The sequence below is a fragment of the Chloroflexota bacterium genome (genome assembly GCA_016887485.1).
Taxonomy (GTDB): domain Bacteria; phylum Chloroflexota; class Anaerolineae; order Anaerolineales; family Anaerolineaceae; genus Brevifilum.
In genome coordinates this window covers 1925512-1938967 of the sequence record CP069394.1, presented here as the reverse complement: position 1 = coordinate 1938967, position 13456 = coordinate 1925512, and the positions used below count along the sequence as shown (strand labels likewise).

General features: G+C 55.9%; 14 protein-coding genes. 10 read left to right on the top strand and 4 right to left on the bottom strand.

Features of this window, described 5'->3' with window-relative positions; translation table 11 throughout:
* The first annotated feature begins 36 nt into the window (after positions 1–36).
* Genes JR338_08860 through JR338_08850 form a run of 3 tightly spaced genes read left to right on the top strand, consistent with a single transcriptional unit; the run spans position 37 to position 3709 of the window.
* Positions 37–1362 (top strand): nucleotide sugar dehydrogenase, encoded by a 1326-nt coding sequence (locus JR338_08860; GenBank protein QRN82530.1) that lies wholly within the window; start codon positions 37–39, stop codon positions 1360–1362.
* Entirely contained in the window at positions 1362–2342 is a 981-nt protein-coding gene (locus JR338_08855) for a GDP-mannose 4,6-dehydratase (protein ID QRN82529.1), read from the top strand. The genes JR338_08860 and JR338_08855 overlap by 1 nt, the downstream gene beginning before the upstream one ends.
* Positions 2339–3709: an oligosaccharide flippase family protein gene (locus JR338_08850; protein ID QRN82528.1), complete on the top strand. Its 1371-nt coding sequence runs from the start codon at positions 2339–2341 to the stop codon at positions 3707–3709. Before JR338_08855 ends, JR338_08850 begins: the two co-directional genes overlap by 4 nt.
* Before the next feature lie 26 nt (positions 3710–3735).
* Here the strand turns inward: JR338_08850 and JR338_08845 are convergent, their stop codons facing one another.
* From JR338_08845 to JR338_08830, 4 genes are all read right to left on the bottom strand, one after another.
* A complete protein-coding gene (locus JR338_08845) occupies positions 3736–4848 on the bottom strand; it encodes a hypothetical protein (protein ID QRN82527.1) in 1113 nt (370 codons plus the stop codon).
* A gap of 147 nt (positions 4849–4995) precedes the next feature.
* On the bottom strand, positions 4996–5445 hold the full coding sequence (locus JR338_08840) for a hypothetical protein (protein QRN82526.1): 450 nt from the start codon (positions 5443–5445) through the stop codon (positions 4996–4998).
* Positions 5446–5544: 99 nt separating this feature from the next.
* The gene (locus JR338_08835) at positions 5545–5862 is read right to left on the bottom strand and encodes a hypothetical protein (GenBank protein ID QRN82525.1); all 318 of its coding nucleotides are present in this window, start codon (positions 5860–5862) and stop codon (positions 5545–5547) included.
* 276 nt (positions 5863–6138) lie between these two features.
* A complete protein-coding gene (locus tag JR338_08830; GenBank protein ID QRN82524.1) occupies positions 6139–7350 on the bottom strand; it encodes an acetyl-CoA C-acyltransferase in 1212 nt (403 codons plus the stop codon).
* Positions 7351–7574: 224 nt separating this feature from the next.
* Here JR338_08830 and proB point away from each other — a divergent pair, with 224 nt between their 5' ends.
* From proB to JR338_08795, 7 genes are all read left to right on the top strand, one after another.
* Positions 7575–8699, top strand: coding sequence for a glutamate 5-kinase (gene proB, locus JR338_08825; protein QRN82523.1), 1125 nt, complete (start codon positions 7575–7577; stop codon positions 8697–8699).
* Between the two features lie 11 nt (positions 8700–8710).
* Positions 8711–9985 (top strand): glutamate-5-semialdehyde dehydrogenase, encoded by a 1275-nt coding sequence (locus JR338_08820; GenBank protein QRN82522.1) that lies wholly within the window; start codon positions 8711–8713, stop codon positions 9983–9985.
* 42 nt (positions 9986–10027) lie between these two features.
* On the top strand, positions 10028–10807 hold the full coding sequence (locus JR338_08815) for a hypothetical protein (protein ID QRN82521.1): 780 nt from the start codon (positions 10028–10030) through the stop codon (positions 10805–10807).
* Positions 10804–11268, top strand: a complete 465-nt coding sequence (locus tag JR338_08810) for a DUF2088 domain-containing protein (protein QRN82520.1) — start codon at positions 10804–10806, stop codon at positions 11266–11268. Before JR338_08815 ends, JR338_08810 begins: the two co-directional genes overlap by 4 nt.
* On the top strand, positions 11256–11510 hold the full coding sequence (locus JR338_08805; GenBank protein ID QRN82519.1) for a hypothetical protein: 255 nt from the start codon (positions 11256–11258) through the stop codon (positions 11508–11510). The genes JR338_08810 and JR338_08805 overlap by 13 nt, the downstream gene beginning before the upstream one ends.
* Before the next feature lie 580 nt (positions 11511–12090).
* Positions 12091–12330, top strand: coding sequence for a 4Fe-4S binding protein (locus JR338_08800; GenBank protein ID QRN82518.1), 240 nt, complete (start codon positions 12091–12093; stop codon positions 12328–12330).
* A 1-nt stretch (position 12331) separates the two neighbouring features.
* A complete protein-coding gene (locus JR338_08795) occupies positions 12332–13447 on the top strand; it encodes a 3-methyl-2-oxobutanoate dehydrogenase subunit VorB (GenBank protein ID QRN82517.1) in 1116 nt (371 codons plus the stop codon).
* Positions 13448–13456: the final 9 nt, after the last annotated feature.

Sequence of the window (13456 nt, the reverse complement as noted above, 5' to 3'; positions counted from 1 at the left end):
AATTGCTTTTCTGGTTGTGAATGGCAATCAAGGAAAATGAAAATGAGTGATACAAAATCAATTTTGATAAATAAACTTGAAAATCGGACTGCGCGAATTGGCGTGATCGGGATTGGTTATGTTGGCCTGCCTCTGGCTGTGACTTTTGCCGAGGCTGGTTTTACTGTGGTGGGTGTTGACCCGCTGGCGGATAAAGTCGCTGCAATCAATCGGGGAGAGAGCTATATCCTCGATGTGGAAACAGCTAAAGTCAAGACTTTGGTGGATGCCGGGAAGCTCTCCGCAACCACAGATTATGCCAAGTTGGCCGAGGTAGATGCCGTTTCCATCTGTGTGCCTACCCCGTTGCGCAAGACCGGTGACCCGGATTTGTCCTTTATCGCCTCTGCCAGCAAATCACTGGCGCCCTATCTTCATCCCGGCATGGTGATTGTGCTTGAATCCAGCACTTATCCCGGCACCACCCGGGAAATGATCCTCCCTGAGATGGAAAAGATCAGTGGACTGACAGTGGGCAAGGACTTTTTCCTGGCATTCTCCCCCGAGCGTGTGGACCCAGGTCGTGAGGATTGGACCACGATCAACACCCCCAAGGTGATCGGTGGGATCACGGAAGCCTGCGGCGAAGCTGCCGCCACCTGGTATGGCCAGGCGCTGCAGACTATTGTTCCCGTTTCCACTTGTGAAGTGGCCGAGATGGCCAAGCTGTTGGAAAATACCTTCCGGATGATCAACATCGGGTTGGTGAACGAACTGGCGATCATGTGTGACCGGCTGAATGTCGATGTTTGGGAAGTGATTGATGCCGCTGCCACCAAGCCCTTTGGCTTTATGAAATTCACCCCCGGCCCTGGCCTGGGTGGTCACTGCATTCCGATTGACCCGCTCTATCTGTCATGGAAGCTTAAATCCTTGAATTACAACGCCCGCTTTATTGAGTTGGCATCCGAGATCAACACCAATATGCCGCGCTACACCCTGGGCAAAATCCAGGACGCGCTAAACCTGGTGAAGAAACCAGTCAACGGCAGCAAGGTCCTGGTTTTAGGCGCAGCCTATAAACCCGATATTGATGACTTGCGCGAATCCCCTTCACTGGATGTGATCCATCTGCTGCAGGAAAAAGGCGCAGAGGTGAGCTATCACGATCCTTATATTCCGCATTTGCGGCATGACAACATTGTGCTGGACAGCGTTCCGGACCTGATGACCGCAGTTGCCGAAGCAGATTGTGTTGCCATTATCACCAATCACAGCAGCTATGACTATGATGCGATTCTTGAAGCTGCGACGATGGTAGTGGATACCCGTAACGCCCTCGGGGCGAAGGGTAAAGCCAGCCCGAAGGTGGTTCGGCTCTGATGAGTGCCTATCTTCTCACAGGCGTCGCCGGTTTCATCGGCTCTCGTGTTGCTGAATTCCTGTTGGATGACGGCCATGAGGTCTATGGCGTGGACAATATGAACCATGCCTATGACGTTCGCCTGAAAGAATATCGCCTGGGCAAGTTGCAGCAGAACGAGCATTTCCACTTTCAGCAACTGGATATTTCCGAAAAATCGATTATTGATAAGCTGGATGCATGGCTGCCCGCGGAAGTGGCCGGGGTGATTAACCTGGCTGCCTGGGCTGGGACCCGTCTGAGCCTATCCAATCCCTGGATCTATGTTGAGACCAACATGACCGGGGTTTTGAACATGATGGAACTCTGCCGCAAGCATGACATACCCAAATTCGTGGAGGCCTCCTCCTCCAGCGTTTATGGCAATTTGGGCGAGCCGCCCTACACAGAGACGGACGAAACCGACCACCCTCTCCAGCCTTATGCCGCCACCAAGAAGGGCGCTGAGGCCCTGGCCTATGCCTATCATCACCTTTATGGCCTGGATGTGACCATCCTGCGCTTTTTCACGGTCTATGGCCCCGCCGGACGCCCCCAGATGGTGATGTTCCGATTCTGCAAGTGGATTGCTGAAGAGCAGTCGGTGGTTGTGAACGGCGATGGCGAGCAATCCCGCGGCTTCACCTATCTGGATGACATTGCCCGCGGTACAATTCTGGCGCTCAAGCCGGTTGGTTATGAAATTATCAACTTGGGTGGTCATGAAGTGATCACGGTCAACGAGATGATCAAAATGCTGGAAGATCGGATCGGAAAACCCGCCCGGATCGAACACACAGATTTTCACCCCGCAGATGTGACCTCCAACCACGCTGATGTCTCTCGGGCCAGGGAAATCCTCGGCTGGGAGCCGCAGGTTGGCCTGGAAGAAGGGATCACCAACCTGGTGGATTGGTACATGCAAGAGCGGGATTGGGCCAGCCAGATCGAAACCCCATGAAAAAATTCTTCTCCAGTCTCAAATCCTGGGGGAAAGACGTGATTCTCAAGAAGGTTGTGGGTAATTCCGCCTACCTTTTTGGCAGTCAGGCTGTCAGCGCGGTCCTGAGCATCCTCACAGCGAATTTGCTGGGCGTCGCCAGCTTTGGTGCGCTGGGCGTGGTGATCAGCTTTGTGACCAATATCAATCGCCTGCTGTCCTTCCGGATGGCGGATTTTGTTGTGCGCTATATGGGCGGCTTCCTGGCAGAAGATAAACGCAAGGAAGCGGCTGCTGTGCTGAAAGCGGCAGCCCTGACTGAACTGGTCACGTCGCTCATCGCCTATGGCGTGCTAGCGCTGCTCTCCAATTGGGGTGCGGTCACCTTTGCCAAGGACCCCACAACACGTTCACTGTTCCTTATCTATGGGATCACCATCCTGGGCAACATGATGACCGAAACGGCCACCGGCGCGCTGCAGGTGACCGGTCACTTCCGTTCGCAGGCCTTGTTGAACCTGCTGCAGAGTCTGCTGACCGCCGGGCTGTTTGTGCTGGTTGTCATCGGCGATGGCGGGATCTTCCAGGTGATGCTGGTTTATCTGGCCGGGAAGATGGTTTTGGGCATTGGCCCGGTGTTGCTGGCTTTCTATTGGCTGCCACGCAGCCTTGGTAAACACTGGTGGCGCACGCCGATGCGCGGTAACCTGCCGCCAATTGGCCCGATGGTGCGTTTTGCCGTCAGCAGCAATTTCAGCGGTACGATCACCCTGGTGGCCCGTGACAGCGAAGTGCTCTGGGTGAGCTATTTCTTCGACACCACGGTGGGTGGCTATTTCAAGGTCGCCCTGGCCGTGATCAACCTGATGGTGATGCCGATCACCCCCTTCATCAGCACTTCTTTCCCCGAGATGACCCGCCATGTTGTCAGGAAGCAATGGGCGCAGCTAAAGCAGCTCCTTGCCCGGGTGACGGTGATCTCCGGCGTCTGGACCGGTGCGGTGGCGGCGGGCTTGCTCCTGTTGGGGCGGCAGCTGCTCTTCTCACCCTGGTCACTTTTTGGCCGCACGATCTATATCTACAAGGAAGCCTATGGGCCCGCCTATGGTGTGCTGTTAGTACTCCTGATTGGGTTTGGGGTGGCAAATATCTGCTTCTGGGATCGGTCGCTCTTGCTGGCTTTTGGCAAGGCCGAACTGCCCCTCAAAGTGAGCTTTTTTGCCATGCTGGGGAAGGTCGCGCTGGCGTTCCTGATCGTCCCGCGGCTGGGCTACCTGGCCGAGGCGGGGCTCTTCAGCGCTTATTTTGTGGTCACTGTGGGGGTATTGGTGGCGCGGGGTCTAGGTGAGATCAAACGTCAGGCTTTGGCGCAACCTGTGGCAGAATAAAATTTCCTGTTTGAATAGTTGATAAATCAGGGGTTAAACGGCGTTGGCGTGGGCATCGCGTTTATTGTGGCCTGCACCTCTGCCTCGGTGAAGCGGCCTAACTCAAGCGCGGTTTGTAACTCCTCCATCTGTAGACGATGATAATAGGCTGTCAGCTTGGTCTTGGCGATTGGGTCAAAGGTCAGCAGGATGTGGGTCTCTTCCATGCGGAGCTTGGCGGGGTAGAGCCAGGAGCCGGGCAGGGCATAGATCGCAGAGACGATGATGCTGCTCACCAGGATGAAGATCACCGAGAGGATTAGGATCCCCACGACCAACCTCTGTCCAGGCTTTTGGCGGATGCCCAGGCCGAGATGCCCCATAACATCCACCTTGTGCTGGGCGCTGAGGGCTTTTTTCTGGTTCAGACTATCCATCATCTGGGATTTGCTGGCTGCCTGCGCTCCTGTGGGCGGCTCGGGCCGGGGCAGGGCAAGGATCTCTCGGGCAGCTTTCAGCAAGGGGGCCAAAACTTCAGCATTCTCCGGATAATGCACAAGAATGCTGTTGATGGACTGCCCGTTGCGGCTTACCTGAATGGCCTCTTCCAATTGGCGGGCAAAATCCTTCTCGGTTCGTTCCAGAACTGCATCGGCTGATTTTAAATGGGCAAGTTTGGCTAGAGCGCTGACCTGCAGGGCCAGAACAGTATGGACAGCATGCCCAACCTCGCGGCTGACGGTCTTGGCGGGTCGTTTTTCGATCAGTTTCCCAATAATAACGTCGCGTTCAGCAGGAGGCAGCTGCGCCAGGGCAGGCTTTAGGCCCTTACTTGACAGCTCCCAGTTGCTTACGCCAATGGCTGGAGATTGATAATCTTGATAACGAAAGCCTCGCTTGAGCAATTCCTCCAGCATCAGGCTGCGCGCCAGGATACATAACCAGGCCTGGAAGGAACCGCTTTCCGGCTTGAAGAGGCTGATCCTTTTCCGCATCCGAATAAAAAGCCCTGCGGCAAGGTCCTCCACGAGCCGCTCATCATCCACGCGGTAATAGAAATAGCGATAGGCGTCAGGGTAGTACTGGTCATGCAGGCGCGCAATAGCGAGGGCATCGCCCGTTTGTGCGCGCTGGATGAGTTTGGCTTCTTCAGATATCATCGGCCCTGGTTCCTTGTGTACTTAAATTATAGCCGGTTCAGTCTATTGGGAAGGGTGCAATGGACTTGAAATGTGCGTTAAATACAACCAACCTGACCACCCTGCCGTGGGACGGCTGGATGAATCAGGTTGGGGAAATGACCTGAATTAGCGCCGGATCAATGCACCCAGCAGGGCAGCGAAACCCATCGCAATCAGGACAAATGGCCAGACAGCATTCCATCCAAAGATGGAGCCCAGGCCAATGCCGAGAAAGACAGCTGCCAGAACGAAATTGCCGCCGGTGGATGAGCGATAGGTTTTGGAGAAGCTGCGGATCATGGCCTCAATGAAAACCAGCACGCCCGAACCGAGGAAGATCACCGACCAGGTGCTCATCTCGGCGATGTAAATGCCTTCAGGGAGTGAGATGGATGTCCGTAGTGCATCCAGCCACCCTAATTGAGCTGCCAGGAAGACCATGCCTGCCCAGATCAGGATCAAGGCCCAGGTTATGGAACCAAGGTGGTCATTGTGCTGCTTTTCGACCTTCCGCTCCTTGAAGAGAGGATCGTTCTCGCGGGGTTCTTCTTCGGGAATAAAATCTTGTTCACTCATTAGCTTTAGTCCTTTTTTCTCTTGAATTAGTCACTATTATGATTCATCATATCACGTCTGGCAGGGGCTGACCCAAGATAATCTCAGGAATATCAGAGTTCAGGCTTGCCACTCACCGATATCGGACCAGCAGTAATCCAGGTGTTCGGCCAGGATGGCTTTGAGTTTATCTTTGACATAGGCCCGGGAGGCCAGCATCAGCTCCAGACCGCCGATCTCGTTCAGACGCTCACCGATCTGGCGGGCCTGGGTGTGATGGCAGCGGACATTGAAGGGGCCGCCGGGTTGCAGCGAGAGGAAATCATCCATCTGCCCGATCTTGACCAGTTGATCCAAAAGTTTCTTTACTTCCTGTTTCTGAACCCCAGGCAGTTGATTGATGGCGGGGTAGCCGAATATCTTTTCCCAAATGCTCATGTGTGAACTTCTTTCTCCAATGGACTTCTATATATTATAGATGATTATAAGGTGGGACGTAATTTAATTTTGTCATTGCGACGAACGGCGAAGCCGGGAGGAAGCAATCTTGGGGCTTCCATTTCTGAGATTGCTTCGCAAAGCTCGCAATGACAAGTTTTTACCTACTGAAAAGGTGGGTGAGCATAATGAGCATTTGTTGAGTAGTCAAAATCAACCGATTAACTCATAACGGCTGAGGCGAAATGCCTCAGCCGTTATTTTGTAAGTCCTGGTTTACCCGAGCCACTCAACGATTGTACTCTCGCCCTGGCCCACTCCCACACAGAGGGTCGCCAGCCCATAGAATGGCCTGGATACAGTGGCCGCCCGTCGGCGCATTTCATAGAGCAGGGTGGTCAGGATCCTCGCTCCGGAACAGCCCAATGGGTGACCGAGAGCCACCGCACCGCCGTTCACGTTGGTGATCTCATGCGCCAGGCCGAGGTCCTGCATCACGGCCAGCGACTGGACGGCAAAGGCCTCATTGAGTTCAGCCAGTTGGATATCTTCGATGCTCAGTCCGGCCCGTTTGAGCGCTTTTTGGGTCGCCGGGATTGGTCCCAGCCCCATCACACGGGGTGGAACCCCAGCTGCACCCATACTCACGATTCGCGCCATCGGGCGATAGCCCAGTTCGCGGGCGGTTTCCTCTTCCATAACCAACACAGCAGTAGCGCCGTCATTCAGCCCGGAGCTGTTCCCGGCGGTCACGCTGCCATCCGGTTTGAAGGCCGGACGCAGCCGGGCCAGCGCTTCCAGGGTGGTGTCACGGCGGGGGCGTTCATCAGTGTCGAAGGTCAGGGGCTCGCCTTTGCGTTGGGGGATTTGGACGGGCAGGATCTCTTCGGCGAACTTGCCGGAATCGATCGCGGCGATGGCGCGGCGGTTACTGGCGAGGGCGAATTCGTCCTGCGCTTCACGGGAGATGTTGTATTCCTCGGCGATATTCTCGGCGGTAATCCCGAGGGCATCAGCGCCATAAGACGATTCCATCTTGGGGTTCACAAAGCGCCAGCCGAGGGTGGTATCATAGGCGGTCAGGTTGCCAACCGGGCGGGTGGGCTTGGGCATGGCATACGGTGCGCGGCTCATGCTTTCCACGCCGCCGGCGATGAAGGCCTTGCCATCCCCCGCGCGGATGGAGCGGGCCGCGGTGTTCACTGAGGTGAGCCCCGAGGCACAAAGCCGATTGAAGGTGACCGCGGGTATGGAAACCGGCAGACCGGCGAGTAAGCTGGCCATTCGGGCTACATTCCGGTTATCTTCACCGGCCTGGTTGGCGCAGCCCAGATAGACTTCTTCGATCAGAGTGGGTTCAAGGTGGTTCCGCTCTACGAGGGCCTGGATCACCAGGGCTGCCAGATCGTCAGGACGGATGGAAGATAGCGCGCCACCGAGGTTCCCAATGGGGGTTCGGATGGCATCAACAATCACAGCTTCGGGCATGGGTTCTCTCCTGTTGGTGAGGTTTTTAACGATTTTACCATTGAGGTGCGAAAGTGAAGGCAGTTGAGAGAGTTTTTTTTCTCATCCCACAAGTTTGAGATTGCTTCCTCCTTGCTGCGCCGTCCGTCGCAATGACAATTAATCTCTCAAAATTAGGACAGATCAGCCGTAATTCCGCCTATAATTGATCCATAAATTTTTGTTTTATCGGTGAGGCACTAAAGATGAGCGCAAACAGATTAACCCAAAGGATCGTTATCAAAATTGGCACCTCCACCCTGACGGACGGCGGGCAGCAACTTTGCCTGGCGCGGATGGTGGACCTGGCTCGGCAGATCACAGAGATCAAAGCAGCCGGGATGCAGGTGGTGCTGGTCAGCTCTGGTGGGATCGCCGCGGGACGGGAGATGATGTCCTACCCGGACCTGCCGCGCTTCCTTCCAGCCAAACAGATGCTGGCTGCGGTCGGCCAGCCGCGGCTGATGGCGGTCTATACCCAGCTTTTTTCCCTCTACCAGCAGCCGATTGCCCAAATCTTGCTGACCCGGGATGACCTGGCGGACCGGCGCCGCTATCTGAATGCCCGCAACACACTGGAAGCTCTGCTGGATTATGGCATCATTCCGATTATCAACGAAAATGACACCATCGCCACGGAGGAAATCCGCTTTGGCGACAATGACAACCTCTCGGCCCTGATCGCCACCGTTTTGGAGGCGGACCTGCTCTTGCTGTTGACGGATCAGGATGGCGTGTTCGAGGCTGATCCGGCCCTGAACCCCGATGCCGAGCTGATCCGCCAGGTGGGCGAGGAAGCGATTACCGATGAGGTAATGGCCGCCGCAACCGCGAGCCATAACGGACTTGGAACGGGCGGGATGACCAGCAAGCTTAGCGCGGCGGACCTGGCCCGGCATGGTGGTGCGAGGGTCGTGATTGCCAACGGGGCCACAGATGGGATCATCCCCAGGATCGTCCTTGAACAGGAACCGCTGGGAACGACCTTCCTGCCGCTGACGACCCATCTTGAAAGCCGTAAGCGTTTCCTGCTGGCTGGCATGGCGGAAAGCTCCGGCACACTTTGGATCGATTCCGGTGCAGTCAAAGCGCTGCATAATGGCGGCAGCATCCTACCGGTGGGTGTGACGGCTGTGGAGGGTGAGTTCGCCCGGGGGCAAAGCCTGGCCGTTGTCGATCCCAAGGGGACGAAAGTGGCGGTAGGCTTATGCAGCTATAGTGCCGCAGACCTGCGCAGGATCGCGGGGCAGCGTTCCGACCAGATCGAAGCGACTCTGGGATATGCCTACGGTGCCGAGGCGATCCACCACGATAACCTGATGCTGCTCTGAGGAGGATGCCGATGACCGTTGATCTGAAATCCATGGTTCGTGAAGCCCGTCAAGCCGCCCTGACCCTGCGGACCCTGCCGCGGGAGGCGAAAGACCGGGCGTTGAACCTTCTGGCTGCGAAATTAATGGAAGAACAGGACGCGATCATTGCCGCTAATGCGGGGGATTTAACCCAGGCGGAAGCCGCTGGGCTGGCACCGGCGATGATTGACCGTTTGCGATTGGATCCCGGTCGTCTGGCTGGGATTGCAGCGGATTTGCGCAAGGTGACTGAGTTGGCGGACCCGGTGGGTGAAGTTTTTGATGCCCAGGTGATGCCGAATGGCCTGCAGGTGCATAAGGTGCGCGTCCCGATTGGCGTCTTGGCTGTGATCTATGAATCCCGCCCGAACGTGACCATTGACGTGACCGGACTGGCCCTCAAATCCGGCAACGCGGTGATTCTGCGAGGTGGGAGTGAGACCCTGCATTCCAACCGGGCTTTGGTGAAGGTTATCCGGGCCGCACTGGAAGAAAGCGGCCTGCCGGAGGGCGCTGTTCAGTTCATCGACTCGTCTGACCGCGGGCTGGTGATGGAGATGCTGCAAATGGGGGATGAGATTGATATGCTGATCCCGCGGGGCGGCGCTGGGCTGCACCGCTTCTGTCGGGAGAACAGCCGCATCCCGGTTATCACCGGGGGGATTGGCGTTTGTCATCTCTTTGTGGACTACAGTGCAGATTTACCCGCAGCGGTGAACGTGGTTCGCAATGCCAAGGTGCAGCGCCCCAGCGTCTGCAACGCGCTGGATACCGTGCTGGTGCATCAGGCCGTTGCGGACAAGGTAATCCCGGAAATTGTAAAAGCGCTCAGCGAGGATGGCGTGTCCTTCCGCCTTGACCCGCAAGCCATGGCAGCGATGGCGGATTACTCCGAATTGCAGTCGTTTGTGGCGTCGGCCGGGCCGGAAGACTTTGATACTGAGTGGCTGTCACTGGTACTGGGGATCAAAGTGGTGGTGGGGCTGGAAGAAGCCCTGGACCATATCCAAACTCACAGCACTGGCCATTCCGATGGCATTTTGACGCAGGATGAGACCAATGCGGATCGCTTTGTGCAGAACGTGGATTCGGCTGCGGTTTATGTGAACGCCAGCACCCGTTTTACCGATGGCTCGCAGCTGGGCCTGGGCGCGGAGGTGGCGATCTCCACCCAGCGACTGCATGCCCGCGGGCCGATGGCGCTGGAAGCGCTGACCACCTATAAATGGGTGATCCGTGGGGAAAATCACGTCCGCCCGGATTGAACCGGGAGGACATTTTAAGGGCAGTGCAGGAGGAAACACCAGGTGGACTTTACATCGCTGCTAAACCAGATCATTGACTTGCAAAAAAGGGTTGAACACCTCAACCCGCTGTTTGAGCGGCATTATCCCGTCGCGATTGCGGTGGATGGCCAGTTTTTGATCCACGAATTTGATCCGCAGACTGGTGGGTATGTCCTGACGCAATCAACGCCGGTGCCGTTTCCGATCCCGGAAGGAATCCGAGCGGCTTTTCCGATGGAGGCCCTGAATGGGCGCTCCGCCGCGGTGGTCACACCCGACGCCTTCGACTCACTCATAGAGCAGGTGCTGGTTTTGCATGAATTTGTCCATTGTTACCAACATCTGACTTGCGAGCAGTCGCTGCGGGACCGGTTGGAACTTGCCCGGCAAGAAGAAGCAAAAGGGCATCATACCTGGGAGCTGGATACGCCCTTTCCCTATGAATCTGAGGCGTTCACTAAGCATTATGGCGCCAATTTGTTGGTATTGAAGGCGGATAATGAAGCGGAAGCCCTTCAGGCACGCGCAGAATTACATTCCACGCTTTCACCCCTCGATTGGGAATATATGGTCTGGCAGGAATGGAAAGAGGGCTATGCCCGTCATGTCGAGAACAAAATCCAGCGAGAGCTGGGCTTGAAAGTGAACACTTATGGGGAAGAACCACCTTATAACCGGATCACGTTCTACGTGGGCGGGGCGGCTTACTTTGATTACCTGGCCAAACGAGAGCCTGAGGCGCTTACGGACCTGCCGGGTTTATTTGATCGGTTGCTGAATTGGAGAGTTGAGGCGGCATGAACGTTCGGATGGATTATGGACTGCAGGGCTTGAATTTAGAGGCACCTGAGACGGCGGATGTCTTCCTGGTGCGGGAAATGAAGCCCCAAAACGATGAGGCAGCGGCCATTCTGGATGCCCTGCGCCATCCGATAGGCACTCAGCCGCTGAGCACCCGGTTGCGCCCGGGAATGACCGTCGTTGTGGTCCACACCGACATCACCCGCGCCACACCCAATGACCGCCTGCTGCCGGTGGTTTTGGCAGAATTGGAGGCGGGCGGCATCCGTCGGGGGGATATCACGCTGATTAACGGTCTGGGCACCCATCGCCCACAGACCGAGAATGAGCTGCGCGCCATGCTGGGGGATCAGGTCTATGAGAGCTATCGCTGTATCCAGCATGACGTCATTGATGAAACCGGGCTTATTTCACTGGGCGAATCTCAAAAGGGGCATCCTCTGTTCCTTTGGCATTCATGATGGCGCTGCAGTATGGGCCGCTCTATCTGGCCGGAATTGTGCCGTTTGTGGGGCCGGGCGGGGCATTGGTGGGATTTGTGATCAACATTGAGCACATGATCGTCCTGCTGACCCTGATGGTGCCAATTGGCACGGTTTTGTATGAGGCTACCGGCTCTGTTTATCCTGGTGCGGTGATCAATGCCCTGATCGTAACCTGGATGTTCACTTCCTCTTCAGTGATTGCTCCGTTGCCGATTTAATTTGTGATTTTCTGTGCAAGGGAGGCCCATTGTGACCTCCCCATTTTTGGAAAACCCTTACGCGATTGGTCATTGCGAGGGATCACGAAGTGATGCACGACATTGTCCCCGAAGCGTAGTGGAGTGGGAGGCAATCTTTGTCACGCTGGAAGCGTGACCTACGGATTAAAAAGTGTTATTGTCAAAATGGTGGGTTCAAATTCGGAACCCACCCTACGACCTTCCTCTTCAGTGATCGCCCCGCTGCCGATATAATTTATCAAATTACTGCGTAGGGGAGGCTCAATGTGGCCTCCTCTTATAATGACTTCCCAAAAGGGGGGGGAAAGGTGTCATGCTGGAAGCGTGACCTACAAGCTATTCCGTATGGGCCTAGCTAATTTGCTAGCCGTTCACTTCTATTTACTCGCTTTCCACCATTCACTTTTCACCACTCACCTTAATTACCTTCTCATTCACCCTTTCCTCAACCTTATCTCAAAACCAACTAGTGTTATACTATTATCGCATGTCCTGTGAACCTCACCAATTCAAAATCCAGGACATTCCTAACCGTTAATCACCATAAGGAGGACCGTTAATGCCCGCGAAGGGATATATCGAAGTCAACGAGTTGTATTGCAAAGCCTGCCAACTCTGTGTGACGGATTGCCCCCATGATGTATTGGCGTTGGATATGGATCACCTGACACCCAAGGGATACCACCCAGCCCACATGGTCAATCCGGAAGCCTGCACAGGGTGCGGAATCTGCGCCAATGTTTGCCCGGATGCTGCGATTACTGTTTACCGGTATGAACAACAGAAGGCGGAGGCTTGAGATGACAAAACAACTCATCAAAGGGAACACCGCAGTTGCTGAGGCCGCTCTTCGGGCGGGCCTTGAAGCTTATTTTGGATATCCCATCACCCCCCAAACCGAACTGTTGGAGCACCTTTCTGCTCGGATGCCCGAATTGGGTCGTCCATTCGTCCAGGCTGAATCAGAGCTGGGCGCAATCAACATGGTTTACGGTGCAGCCTGCACCGGTAAACGGGTGATGACCTCTTCTTCCAGCCCGGGCGTCAGCCTGATGATGGAAGGTCTGTCCTATATTGCCGGCACTGAATTACCTGTGGTGCTGGTGGATGTGGTCCGCGGCGGCCCCGGCCTGGGCAATATTGCCCCGGCGCAGGGTGACTATAACCAGATCGTCCACGGCGGCGGCCATGGCGACTATCGCATGATCGTCCTTGCCCCTGCCAGCGTGCAGGAAGCAGTGGACCTGACCGCCCTGGCGTTTGACCTGACAGAGAAATATCGCACAATCACCACGATTATGATGGATGGCAGCATTGGCCAGATGATGGAACCGGCCGAACTGCCCCCATTCCAACCCCTCAAAGAAGAAGTGCCCGATTGGGCCGTGCGGGGCGCCAAGAATGGCGAGAAACACCAGCTGACTTCAATCAACCTGGACGCTCCTGCTCAGGAGGTCATGAACCTGCGGCTGATGAATCGCTGGCAGGAAATCGAAGCCAACGAAGTCCGCTGGAAGGGTTATTACCTGGACGATGCGGAATTTGTCGTGATCGGCTTCGGCACCGCCGGGCGGATCTCGCTCTCAGCTGTCCGGGCTGCTCGTGAACAGGGCATCAAGGTTGGGCTGCTCCGCCCGATCACGGTGGCGCCATTCCCGACCGAGATCCTGAATGAGTTGACCGAAAAGGTTGAGGGATTCCTGGTCGTTGAAATGAACGCCGGCCAAATGTTGGAAGATATCCGACTCGTGGTCCGCGGGCGCAAACCGGTGGAATTCTTCGGCCGGATGGGCGGTGTGGTGCCGTTCCCGGATGAAGTATTGACCGAGATCAAGCGCCTGGCCACCGAACCTCAGACCACCGAGGGTCACCCCCGTGATCGCTGGCTAGCCCGCCTGCGGGAGACCATAGGATAAGGAGTGGAT

Coding starts and splice junctions, on each gene's coding strand:
- JR338_08795 (QRN82517.1), top strand. CDS start 12,332: ATGACAAAACAACTCATCAAAGGGAACACCGCAGTTGCTGAGGCCGCT.
- JR338_08810 (QRN82520.1), top strand. CDS start 10,804: ATGAACGTTCGGATGGATTATGGACTGCAGGGCTTGAATTTAGAGGCA.
- JR338_08800 (QRN82518.1), top strand. CDS start 12,091: ATGCCCGCGAAGGGATATATCGAAGTCAACGAGTTGTATTGCAAAGCC.
- JR338_08820 (QRN82522.1), top strand. CDS start 8,711: ATGACCGTTGATCTGAAATCCATGGTTCGTGAAGCCCGTCAAGCCGCC.
- proB (QRN82523.1), top strand. CDS start 7,575: ATGAGCGCAAACAGATTAACCCAAAGGATCGTTATCAAAATTGGCACC.
- JR338_08850 (QRN82528.1), top strand. CDS start 2,339: ATGAAAAAATTCTTCTCCAGTCTCAAATCCTGGGGGAAAGACGTGATT.
- JR338_08830 (QRN82524.1), bottom strand. CDS start 7,350: ATGCCCGAAGCTGTGATTGTTGATGCCATCCGAACCCCCATTGGGAAC.
- JR338_08855 (QRN82529.1), top strand. CDS start 1,362: ATGAGTGCCTATCTTCTCACAGGCGTCGCCGGTTTCATCGGCTCTCGT.
- JR338_08845 (QRN82527.1), bottom strand. CDS start 4,848: ATGATATCTGAAGAAGCCAAACTCATCCAGCGCGCACAAACGGGCGAT.
- JR338_08840 (QRN82526.1), bottom strand. CDS start 5,445: ATGAGTGAACAAGATTTTATTCCCGAAGAAGAACCCCGCGAGAACGAT.
- JR338_08835 (QRN82525.1), bottom strand. CDS start 5,862: ATGAGCATTTGGGAAAAGATATTCGGCTACCCCGCCATCAATCAACTG.
- JR338_08860 (QRN82530.1), top strand. CDS start 37: ATGAAAATGAGTGATACAAAATCAATTTTGATAAATAAACTTGAAAAT.